Source organism: Acinetobacter sp. YH12249, assembly GCF_013417475.1.
Taxonomy (GTDB): domain Bacteria; phylum Pseudomonadota; class Gammaproteobacteria; order Pseudomonadales; family Moraxellaceae; genus Acinetobacter.
Genome location: NZ_VPDX01000003.1, coordinates 125624 through 137269 on the forward strand (window position 1 = coordinate 125624; position 11646 = coordinate 137269).

Below are 11646 nucleotides of genomic sequence, written 5' to 3' on the forward strand. Positions count from 1 at the left end.
CCTTCGAGGGCATGATCAAATTAGATTGGAATGGGAAATAAAGCTTTGAGCGATCTTTTTAAGAATGCCGTATTGTGGCTCGTGATACTGGGTGTGCTGGTGTTAATCTTCAGCAACGTCAGTGACCGCAATCAACCGACTACAATGAACTATTCGGAGTTCGTTGCCGCGGTCAATGCTGGCCAAATTAAACAAGTTACAATTGATGGCGAAAGAATTCGCGGTGAAAAATCAAACGGTTCAGAGTTTGAAAGCATTCGCCCGGCAGTTCAAGACCCAGAACTGATGCCAAGCCTGATTAAAAATAATGTGGTCGTTGAAGGTGAAGCGCCTCAACGTCAAGGCTTGCTCATGCAATTGCTGATTGCAAGTTTCCCTGTGCTTCTAATCATTTTGTTATTCATGTTCTTTATGCGCAACATGGGTGGCGGTGCAGGCGGCAAGAATGGCCCAATGAGCTTTGGTAAATCTAAAGCGAAAATGCTATCTGAAGACCAGATCAAAGTAACATTTACTGATGTGGCGGGTTGTGATGAAGCAAAACAGGAAGTAGTCGAAATCGTTGACTTCCTGAAAGATCCTGCAAAATTCAAACGTCTGGGTGCGACTATTCCTAAGGGCGTCCTGATGGTAGGTCCTCCAGGTACAGGTAAAACCCTGCTGGCTAAAGCCATTGCGGGTGAAGCAAAAGTTCCATTCTTTAGTATCTCAGGTTCTGACTTCGTTGAAATGTTTGTCGGTGTCGGTGCATCACGTGTACGTGACATGTTCGAACAGGCAAAACGTCATGCGCCATGTATCATCTTTATTGATGAGATTGATGCAGTCGGTCGTCATCGTGGTTCAGGTACAGGTGGTGGTCATGATGAACGTGAACAGACTCTGAACCAGATGCTGGTGGAGATGGACGGTTTCGAAGGCAATGAAGGCATTATCGTCATCGCAGCAACTAACCGTGCTGACGTACTGGATAAAGCCTTACTTCGTCCAGGTCGTTTCGACCGTCAGGTAATGGTAGGTCTGCCAGATATTAAAGGTCGTGAGCAAATCCTGAATGTACACTTGAAGAAACTTCCTTCTACTACAGGTGTAGATGTCAAAGTACTTGCACGTGGTACACCGGGCTTCTCAGGTGCACAGTTGGCGAATCTTGTAAACGAAGCGGCATTATTTGCTGCCCGTCGTAACAAGAACACAGTCGATATGCATGACTTTGAAGATGCGAAAGACAAACTGTACATGGGTCCTGAACGTAAATCGATGGTACTTCGTGAAGAAGAACGTCGTGCTACGGCTTACCATGAAGCAGGTCATGCGATTGTGGCAGAAATGCTTCCAGGTACAGACCCTGTGCATAAAGTTACCATCATGCCGCGTGGCTGGGCATTGGGTGTTACCTGGCAGTTGCCTGAATTTGACCAGACTAGCCATTATAAAGACAAAATGTTGAATGAACTTTCAATCCTGTTCGGTGGTCGTATCGCAGAGGAAGTCTTCATTAACCAGATGTCGACTGGTGCTTCGAATGACTTTGAACGTGCAACTAAAATGGCACGTGCAATGGTGACCAAATATGGTATGTCGGACAAGTTAGGCGTCATGGTCTATGAAGATGACTCTCAACAGTCATTTATGGGTAGCATTGGTACCCGTACGATTTCTGAGGCAACCCAACAACAGGTAGATGCGGAAGTTCGTCGCATCATTGATGAGCAATACAAGGTTGCACGCGATATCCTTGAAAATAACAAAGATATTGCCCATGCCATGGTGAAAGCGCTGCTTGAGTGGGAAACAATTGATCGTGAACAGATTCGTGACATTATGGAAGGTCGTGAGCCAAAACCACCTAAAGTTTATGTTTCAGACAATCCAGTGATTGATGTAACACCGACTGATGGTCCAATGACTCCTCCGCCATTACCAGCGAACTAAGTTAACAATTAAAACCACCTTCGGGTGGTTTTTTTATGGCTATTGTTTTGTCATATCTAGTTGAATGCTATAGTCAATTTATAAAAATCAATGAGTAAAAATAAGAATGAATTTACTTGTTCTGGAATCCAGTATTTATCAGCTACGTTTGGAGCCACTGAGCTGGGAACATTTTGCAGACTTAGAAAATGCATGTGCCGAAGGGGACTTGGGGGAAGTGTTATATAATTCGGTACCTTACCTACATAAACTTAAACACTACTTTACCCAAGCTTTTGAACAGCAGTCCAAAGGTGAAAGAATGGCTTTTGCCGTGATTGATTTAACTTCAGACCGAGCAATCGGCACCACCAGCTTTCATGATATCAAGCCGGAAATTCCACGTGTTGAAATTGGCTTTACCTGGTATGCCAAACCTTATCAACGAACCTATGTAAACCGGGTCTGTAAATATCTTTTGCTGCAGCATGCATTTGAAGAGCTGAATGCTCAAGTGGTAGGCTTTCGGACTGATCATCTGAATCTTAAAAGTCAAAAAGCTATTGAAGCTCTGGGTGCCAAACAGGATGGCATCATTAGATGTCATATGCTGCGTAAAGATGGCGTGACACTCAGAGATAGTTATATCTATAGTATTTTAAAAAGCGAATGGGTTGATGTAAAAGCGTTACTGCAATCCAAGCTGATGCAATATTCCAATAAGAACTATTTTGAAATCTAGCTATTGAATAGATTGAGCTTTGCTTTATTGATCTTTCCATAAGACAATACCGGGGTTATTGTGAACTAGGATTGAACCATGCAGCTGAAGCCACTACGACCACAGATCTGGACTTTCGGTCATTTGAAACTGGATTTGTCTCAGCCGCATGTGATGGGAATTTTAAATGTGACTCCGGATTCCTTTAGCGATGGGGGGCTGCACAATCAGAAAGATCAGGCAGTAGTAAAAGCCCTGGAAATGATTGCTGATGGTGCCACCGTAATTGATGTGGGTGGTGAATCTACACGTCCAGGTGCATCAGTCGTGGAAGTTGAAGAAGAAATCCGTCGTGTTGTGCCTGTAGTTGAAGAACTGGCTAAGCATGATGTGATCATCTCGATTGATACTTCACAGCCAGAAGTGATTAAAGCAGCCGTGAAAGCGGGTGCACATATCTGGAATGATGTACGCGCGCTCACTCGTCCACAAGCGTTAGAGACGGCAGCAGAACTGAATATTCCGGTGATCATCATGCATATGCGTGGTGAGCCGACTACGATGAATAATCTGGATCAGTATGATGATGTGACTCAGGATGTGATTCGGGAACTGTCACAACGGGTTCAAGATGCTCTAGATGTGGGTGTTAAAGCTGAACATATCATGATTGATCCTGGTTTTGGATTTGCAAAAAATGCCCAGCAAAATTTAAAGCTGTTGCAAGAGTTTTATAAATTGACAGAAATGGGCTATCCGATTTTGTCTGCTTTATCCCGCAAACGTTTTATTGGTGCTGCTCTGAATGGTGCAGAACCACAAGCACGTGCAGTAGGTTCGGCTGCGGCGCATTTGCTGAGCATTCAGCAAGGTGCCTGTATGGTTCGAGCACATGATGTCAAGGTAACAGCAGACGCCATCAAAATCTGGAAAGCTATGCAAAATGCCTAAATCTGGGCTGAAAGACATATAGGAGCACAAGCTGTTTGGCTTTTAAACAGCAATGTGCTATACAGGCACGCTTAAGTTAGATTGTCATCTTTTAGAGTGCCTGTAATGTTTGCAGATTTACTTCTCCCCATGTTCGATGATGAATATTATCCCGATATTCTGGTTGCAGAAATCAAGCAACACATCGAACGTTTTGCTTCAAAAGTATCTAAATCCGGTTTATCAGATCAGGATGTATATCAGCTGGCCCATGAGACTGTGGCAGACATCAATGCCATGAAGCCACAGTTTGAAGATCTGGACTCTTCTCTGGATGATACTGCCGCAGACTATATTGCCGAGGCCATGATGATGGTCGTGCAAGAGCAGGGTCTGTTTGATATTGAAATGGAAGAACTGGTCGTTAATCGCGAATGGTAAAAAAAGCCCTGTTAAACAGGGCTTTTTTTTAATAATCTGAAAATACGTCTTTTAAATTTTTATAATGAATTTCATCCAGTAATTTCTGCTCTTCCAGCATGCAGCTATGATGCAAATCCAGATAATACTGTTTTAAATCTTTTTGATAAGGCACCGGTTCCGGCTCTTTGCTTTGCGATTGCTGATAAGACCAGTAAGCCAGCTGACGGATTTTCTGCAAACGTACCAATAGGGTGCTGCGAGTCGAAACTCTAAAGCAGGGCTCAACTAAAACCGGTACGAGGCTACTGAAAGCAAGCAGGGCCAAACAAGGCAAGGTAATAAATGCTGAGTGAAAATACTGATAATTTATAAATGACAGAATCGCAATCAGGGTTTGCATATACAGGCAGAGTTGCAAACGCTTGGCATAGCGAACAGAACTGTATTTCGCCTGAAACTGGGCGCGCCAGATATAAGGATAGAGCATGCCGATCATTACAATAGTACCTGCACTAAGCGCCTGATATTTTGAAGTCACAAAGTCAGGGTAAAACGGCAGCGAAAAGCACAGGCAACAAAATCCTGTGATCATGATCAGAATACCAATACGTAAATACAGATAGAGATCAGTGGTCTGGTTCAAATATTTATAATGGCCATAGCTGAGGCTGCAAAAGAATGCATCAGGATGGCGTAATTGCAATCTGGCTAGATCAAAAGAACGGGATGCAGACATGGGAAGGGCACATTCTATTGGTGATAATCACGCATAAAAAAAACCAGCTGAATGCTGGAGATTTTCATTGCACCATTCTAATCAGAATTAAAATGGTGCCCGAGGCCAGACTCGAACTGGCACGCTTTGTGGGCGGGGGATTTTAAATCCCCTGTGTCTACCGATTTCACCACTCGGGCATGTGCGCAATAATAGAGGACGAAATAAAGCTTGGCAAGTAAATTTCAATACGTTTGCTTTATTTTCAAGCAATTCAGTAGTTTAAATTAAAAAATTAAATCCATAGTGCTAGATGATAAGCGTGAGAAGTCATGTAATTTTCTATTTCAGGCCGTGATTCATAAAACATTTACAGGTGCTCGTCCAGATAAGTATCGATATCGATGTATTTAATCTTCTTGCACTGCTCATGTTCCAGTTTAAACAAGCGGGTATGTAAATCCGCATAGTGCTGAAGCTGATTTTTCAATTCTTCATTTGGGGAGGTCGGCTTGGAATGAAAAAATAATTTCAGACGTAGTTTCCAGGTTTGTTGATAAGCCCAGAAACAGATGCGACGTAACTGCTGCAGTTGATATTGTTCAGTGCTATTGGTAGCAGGGCGGAACATATTTTCTTTATAGAACCGTACAAAACCAAAACTGATCCCGAAAAAGAATAGAATCCACATGGTCATACTGCTTTGTAGAAAAACCAGATTCAGCGCTTCCAGCACAATGACTACAGTGAGTTTAATCGGTGTATGTCTTAAAAACTGATAGAGGGAATGAGAAGAGTGCCGGATCTGCTTGATCACTAGTGGAACCACCAGCATCAGAAATAACAGAATAGTCAGAATTGCATAAGCTTGCGCCTGAAAGTCTGGGGTAGTTGATAGCTTAGAGGAATAAACATCTTTGAGAACCAGGCTAATCGGTACAAAGATCATGGCAGCCAGCACCCAGGGAATCAGTTCCTTGAGATCACTTAAAATACCCTTGGTCTTGATCTGGCCATAAAACAGATAATTTCTTTTGAAGGCAGCGGGATAAAGCAGTTTAAGTTGCTGCAATAAAAGATCAATCTGTTTGGTTTGCATGATAAAAAGTAAATAAGAAACTTGCCGCCTACTATAGCCAATTTACGCCAGAATGATAGAGATGATCCGGATTTTGCAATTATTAGAGTTGAAGCTAAAGATTTTAATTTTTTAGTGAGGATTTATGCGAAAATAGTCCATTGCATATTTATTTTTTAGGGACAGTTTATGACTGATCAATCTCCTGCGACGCTAAGCGACATCGAAATTTTAGACATCCTTCAAACCATGAAGAATGATGAGCTAGATACGGAAGCAAAAGAAGTTATTCGTCAGGGTGGTAAAGCGGGTCGTCAGGAAGCGCATAAACAGGCGCTGGTCGTATTGAATCAGTCATTTGAAGAAAAATTTGTTGAAGCAGTTTCTCTGGCCCTGAATCTGAATGAAGCCCAAATCAAAAAAATCCGCTATAAGAAAGACCGTATCCGTATTTTAAAAGCGCGTGGTGTTGATTACCTGGCAATTGATGGTGCGGAAACTGCCTTTGTACTGGCACAGATTGCACAGGCGATTCTACGTGAAGATGCTGTTGTGACTCATGACTTACATAATATTTTCCCATTCTGGAAAGAAGGCTGGCCAATGGTGCAATTTGATAATGCCTACAAAATTTTGCAGGAAGATATCCAGATCCATTATCAGGCAGTCCTTGAAGCACTTTTATCAAAAATCTAAATTGAATTGAATGTAAAGAAGCACCTTCGGGTGCTTTTTTAATGAGAATAAAATAGGGAAAGCAGCCAACGCACAGGAAAGATAAACAGCCGCCACCAGGTGATGAGTGGATAATAAAAATATTCGCCTATTCTTAAAGTCGAATCAAATCCTTGCCGGCGCCGTTCATAAGGATAGGGAGTCAGCCAGATTGAAAGTAAAATGAGCACAATTGCTAGGATCAGAAATATAGGCTGTTGATCTTGCATAAAGAAGAAATAGATTAAATATAAGGCCGAATAAAAACTCAGACAGGCGAGTAGCGCAGCAATATTCATAAAAGTCTCATTATTATTGTTTTTCGAGTTTTAAAAAAATTGAAGAAGAACCAGATTATTCTGATTCTTCTGTCGGTGGCTTTTTCACTTCCAGCATACGTGTAACCAGTAACTGGTCAATCTTGAAATGATCAACATCGACAACTTCAAACTTGTAACCCGCATGTAGCACAATATCTGCAGGACGTGGAATCTTGCGCAGCTTGAACATCATAAAACCAGCTAGGGTTTCATAGTTCTCTTCATCTGGCATTTCATCAATTTCCAGCGCATGTTTGATGTCTTCAATGGGCGTACTGCCATCAATCAACCATGAATTGCTGTCACGCTTAATGATCTGCTGGTCTTCTTCCAGGGGAGTAACCCAGTCGCCCATCACGGTAATCATAATGTCGGAAAGGGTAATCACACCTACGACCAAGGCATATTCATTAATAACGACGGCGAACTTTTCCTTGGTTGAACGGAAGCGATCCAGTAATTCAGATAGAGTCAGTGTATCTGGAATGGTTAGAACCGTACGGATGGTATTTTCATTTAACTGAAGTAAAGACTGATTATTCAGAATACGAACCAGAATATCTTTGGAGTCGACATATCCAATCACATCGTCGATATTTTCATTACAGACCAAAAACTTGGAATAAGGAAATTCAGCCAGTTTTTGACGAATACTGGCTTCTGATTCTTTCAAGGTAAAGAACACCACATTTTCGCGAGTCGTCATACTGGAAGGAACATTACGTTCTTCAAGCTCAAACACATTCTCAATAAAGTGATGTTCCTGTTTCTGTAACACACCTGCCTGAGCACCCGCATCCATTACCGCAGAAATATCCGCAAAGGTAATATTATCATCTCGGATGGTATTCACTTTAAATAAGCGGAACAACAGGTTCGCAATGGCATTGATGAACCAGGCCAGTGGTTTACAGATTTTGATAAATACCTGAATTGGATTAATCACCGAGACAGAAATTTTTTCTGGAGCGATCATGGCCAGACGTTTCGGCATCAAGTCCGCAAACAGAATAAATAATGAAGTAACTGCAGTGAAGGACAGGCTGAACGCAATCGTTTCAGTCCAGGGACCTTGATAAAATCTGGAAAGTAAATTGATGATATAAGGGCGGAAGGCGCCTTCACCTAAAATACCGCCTAAAATGGCAACGGCGTTTAAGCCGATTTGGGAAGCTGCAAAAAAGTCAGCAGAGTTTTCTTGTAAATCTAAAACTTTTTGAGCGCGAATATCTCCCGATTCAGCCAAAATTTTTAATTTGACCTTACGGGCACCTGCAAGCGCGATTTCTGTTAATGATAAAAAACCGGCCCCCGCGATGAGTAATAAGATAATCACGATGTTTTGAAAGAGGCTCACGAATCCACCTGTGGATTAATATGATCTAGCTAAAAATATTTTTAACACAAAAAAAGACTTGAGGTACAAATAAAGCAACTCAAGTCTCTAGAGTATAAGCTTAAAAATGAGCAATTTAGCTAATATTCAATTCAATAATGCGAAAATTGCGAATTATTCATTAAAAATTCACGATTTTCTTCTTCGATCATCTGACGCGCTACATATAGAATCAGCTGACGTAACCAGCGATGGGCGGGATGATGATGCAATAAAGGACACCACGCCATCTTCAGTTCAAATTCAGGAATATAGAATGGTGGGTCTTTAATGAGTAGGTTCTGGTTTTTGGCTTGCAGACGTGCAATACGGGTCGGTAATGTTGCTACAAGATCTACATTGGCAGCCAAAAGACCGGGCATCTGATAATGACGGGTAAATACCGAAATCTTACGTTTTTGGCCAATACGTTCAAGAGCCTGATCAATCCAGCCGAGACCTGCCTGTTTCTCAGGATTCACCCCAAAGCCAACGCCCATACCAGTTTTTGATACCCAGATATGCTGTGCATCGAGATAGCTTTTCAGATTCAGGTTACCTGCAGCCGGATGCTTGTTATTTAACAGGCAAGAAAAACTATCACGCCAAACCAGTACTTGATGGAAACTTTGTGGAATTTCATTAAAACGGTTAATCGCCAGATCAACTTTACCTTGTTCCATGTCACGATAGGACACATCACTTGGTGTTAAGAAGTCGAGAACCACATTTGGTGCTTCTGAACGTAATGCTTTTACCAGGCGTGGTACCAGCGTGGCTTCAGCATAATCTGAAGTCATGATACGGAAAACACGGTTTGAAGTATAAGGGCGGAACTCGGTACGCGGTTCCAGAATCATGGAAAGATCCGCTAAGGCGTCGCGGATACGAGGTTGGAGTTCTAGTGCACGTTCTGTTGGAGTCATACCTTCAGAAGAGCGAATCAGGAGGGGATCATTAAATAAATTTCGTAAGCGACGTAAAATGTTACTCATCGCAGGTTGGGTTACCCCAAGTTGTTCTGCTGCACGCGTGACATTTTTTTCACGTAAAAGTACGTCAAGATAAATGAGGAGATTAAGATCGACCCGCTCCAGATTCATAAAAAAAATACCGAAAATAAAATTATGAAATTATATGGATTATGCCATAACTACTATAGCTTGTGTACGCAACTGATGAAAAAAAGCCCAGCTGATTGTACTGAAATACCTTTTTAAAGTCTCTTTCACCGTAGATTTTGCCAGTCTGAATCCTTCTCTATTTTTAAGAGCAGAAAGGAAATCTGGCTGCCTTCGAAACGAAAGAAAGGTATTTCTGAAAAACAGAGGGAATTAGCAAATAATGTGCCAGGTTTGATAAAAAATATTTCAACAAATAAATGAAAAATGATTCCTTTGAAATAAGTATTCTAGGTTTTAAGGCTCATAAAATAAACAAAAATTGCTGAAATTAGGCGCTGCTAAAGTCTTGCAAGACTTAAGTCTAATGAATATTTTTTGCTCTTATTGCTGATGTTTTAGACAAAATCCAATTTCAAAAATTCAAAAATAAAATATAAAATACAATAACTTATAAAAAATTGATCAATATATAATTAGACTTTCATCTACATATTTTTTAAATAAATAATGATAATTCTTGCAGAATATTGGATTAATTTTTCGAAGCCCACTAATCTTTAGCTATCCCAACGGATCGTCGAAAATCTGAACAAGTCATTGAGGGTGTGATTTGAGCGGTTCGTTGCAGAAAAATCCTAATATTAATACAGGAATATATCATGACTACATACCAAACAGCGATTGATGCAATCCGCGAATTAAAAGCGAAATTCGGTAACACTTGGGCAGACATCAGTCCTGAAGATGCTGCGCGTATGCAACTTCAAAACCGTTTCAAAACTGGTTTAGACATTGCTAAATATACAGCGGCGATTATGCGTCGTGATATGGCTGCTTATGATGCAGACTCTAGCAAATACACTCAATCACTAGGCTGCTGGCACGGTTTCATCGCTCAGCAAAAAATGATTGCGAACAAAAAATACTTCGGTACAACTGAACGTCGCTATATCTACCTTTCTGGCTGGATGGTTGCTGCACTTCGTTCAGAATTCGGTCCTCTTCCTGACCAATCTATGCACGAAAAAACTTCTGTTCCTGCATTGATCGAAGAAATCTACACATTCTTACGTCAAGCTGATGCGAAAGAACTGAACGACCTGTTCCGCGCACTTAAAAAAGCTCAAGACGCTGGTGATACAGCTAAAGCTGCTGAAATCACTTCACAAATCGACAACTTCCAAACTCACGTTGTGCCAATCATTGCGGACATCGACGCTGGTTTCGGTAACGAAGAAGCGACTTACTTACTAGCTAAGAAAATGATCGAAGCGGGTGCTTGTGCACTTCAAATCGAAAACCAGGTTTCTGACGCGAAACAATGTGGTCACCAAGCTGGTAAAGTTACAGTTCCACACGAAGACTTCATCGCGAAAATCCACGCTCTTCGCTATGCATTCCTTGAAATGGGTCTTGACGACGGTATCATCGTTGCACGTACTGACTCTGAAGGCGCTGACTTGACTCAAAAAATCCCAGTGGTTAAAGAGCCAGGCGACATCGCTTCTCAATACATCAGCTACTTAGACACTCAAGAAATTGACATCTCTGAAGCACAAGAAGACGAAATCCTGATCAAACGTGATGGCAAACTTCACCGTCCTAAACGTCTTGCTTCTGGCTTGTACCAGTTCCGTGAAGGCACTCAGATCGACCGCGTTGTACTTGACTGTATCACTAGCTTACAAAACGGTGCTGACCTTCTTTGGATCGAAACTGCGACTCCAAACGTAGCTGAAATCGCCCACATGGTTAACCGTGTACGTGAAGTTGTGCCAAATGCGAAACTTGTTTACAACAACTCTCCATCATTCAACTGGACACTGAACTTCCGTCAACAAGCGTATGACCGTTGGGTTGCTGAAGGTAAAGACGTATCTGCATACGATCGCGCTAAATTGATGAGCGCTGAGTACGACGATTCTGAATTGGCTGCTGAAGCTGACGAAAAAGTTCGTACATTCCAAGCAGACGCTTCTCGTGAAGCAGGTGTGTTCCACCACTTGATCACTCTGCCTACTTACCACACAGCTGCTCTTTCTACTCACGAGCTTGCTCAAGGTTACTTCGGTTCTGAAGGTATGTTGGCGTATGTTGCTGGCGTACAACGTAAAGAAATCCGCGGTGGTATCGCTTGTGTGAAACACCAAGCAATGGCTGGTTCTGACATCGGTGACGACCACAAAGAAATCTTCGCTGGTGACAACGCGCTTAAAGCGGGTGACGATGCGAAAAACACAATGAACCAATTCTCTGCTTAATCAGCTCTGAATCGATTCTAAAAAACCCTGCGCAAGCAGGGTTTTTTTATACCTAAAATAAAATGAATAAC

11 protein-coding genes and 1 tRNA gene are annotated in these 11646 nt (G+C 41.8%); 6 read left to right on the plus strand and 6 right to left on the minus strand.

The genetic code is table 11. The annotated features are described in order from the left end of the window. Positions 1 to 45 precede the first annotated feature (45 nt). From ftsH to FTV25_RS02955, 4 genes are all read left to right on the plus strand, one after another. Positions 46 to 1935 (plus strand): ATP-dependent zinc metalloprotease FtsH, encoded by a 1890-nt coding sequence (gene ftsH, locus FTV25_RS02940; protein ID WP_034170205.1) that lies wholly within the window; start codon positions 46 to 48, stop codon positions 1933 to 1935. 106 nt (positions 1936 to 2041) lie between these two features. Further along, positions 2042 to 2656 carry a GNAT family N-acetyltransferase gene (locus tag FTV25_RS02945; protein WP_159123477.1) on the plus strand — a complete coding sequence of 205 codons (615 nt, stop codon included), beginning with the start codon at positions 2042 to 2044 and terminating at the stop codon, positions 2654 to 2656. Between the two features lie 78 nt (positions 2657 to 2734). Beyond that, entirely contained in the window at positions 2735 to 3586 is an 852-nt protein-coding gene (gene folP / locus FTV25_RS02950) for a dihydropteroate synthase (RefSeq protein ID WP_005236811.1), read from the plus strand. Positions 3587 to 3691: 105 nt separating this feature from the next. After that, positions 3692 to 4006 (plus strand): DUF5713 family protein, encoded by a 315-nt coding sequence (locus FTV25_RS02955; protein ID WP_125278212.1) that lies wholly within the window; start codon positions 3692 to 3694, stop codon positions 4004 to 4006. A gap of 28 nt (positions 4007 to 4034) precedes the next feature. Here FTV25_RS02955 and FTV25_RS02960 read toward each other — a convergent pair whose 3' ends face one another. The 3 genes from FTV25_RS02960 to FTV25_RS02970 form a co-directional block, all read right to left on the minus strand. Continuing rightward, complete coding sequence (locus FTV25_RS02960; RefSeq protein WP_180002102.1) at positions 4035 to 4724, minus strand: hypothetical protein; 690 nt, start codon at positions 4722 to 4724, stop codon at positions 4035 to 4037. A gap of 93 nt (positions 4725 to 4817) precedes the next feature. Continuing rightward, a tRNA-Leu gene (locus tag FTV25_RS02965) sits at positions 4818 to 4903 on the minus strand. A gap of 170 nt (positions 4904 to 5073) precedes the next feature. Further along, on the minus strand, positions 5074 to 5802 hold the full coding sequence (locus FTV25_RS02970) for a hypothetical protein (protein ID WP_180002101.1): 729 nt from the start codon (positions 5800 to 5802) through the stop codon (positions 5074 to 5076). A 168-nt stretch (positions 5803 to 5970) separates the two neighbouring features. Here FTV25_RS02970 and FTV25_RS02975 point away from each other — a divergent pair, with 168 nt between their 5' ends. Further along, the gene (locus FTV25_RS02975; protein ID WP_180002100.1) at positions 5971 to 6477 is read left to right on the plus strand and encodes a hypothetical protein; all 507 of its coding nucleotides are present in this window, start codon (positions 5971 to 5973) and stop codon (positions 6475 to 6477) included. 38 nt (positions 6478 to 6515) lie between these two features. Here FTV25_RS02975 and FTV25_RS02980 read toward each other — a convergent pair whose 3' ends face one another. The 3 genes from FTV25_RS02980 to FTV25_RS02990 form a co-directional block, all read right to left on the minus strand. After that, positions 6516 to 6794 (minus strand): hypothetical protein, encoded by a 279-nt coding sequence (locus tag FTV25_RS02980; protein WP_180002099.1) that lies wholly within the window; start codon positions 6792 to 6794, stop codon positions 6516 to 6518. 55 nt (positions 6795 to 6849) lie between these two features. Next, positions 6850 to 8172 (minus strand): hemolysin family protein, encoded by a 1323-nt coding sequence (locus tag FTV25_RS02985; RefSeq protein ID WP_004784777.1) that lies wholly within the window; start codon positions 8170 to 8172, stop codon positions 6850 to 6852. A gap of 131 nt (positions 8173 to 8303) precedes the next feature. Beyond that, entirely contained in the window at positions 8304 to 9293 is a 990-nt protein-coding gene (locus tag FTV25_RS02990) for a LysR family transcriptional regulator (protein WP_004784775.1), read from the minus strand. Positions 9294 to 9973: 680 nt separating this feature from the next. Between FTV25_RS02990 and FTV25_RS02995 the strand changes: the two genes are divergently transcribed. Continuing rightward, the gene (locus FTV25_RS02995; protein WP_159123482.1) at positions 9974 to 11575 is read left to right on the plus strand and encodes an isocitrate lyase; all 1602 of its coding nucleotides are present in this window, start codon (positions 9974 to 9976) and stop codon (positions 11573 to 11575) included. Positions 11576 to 11646: the final 71 nt, after the last annotated feature.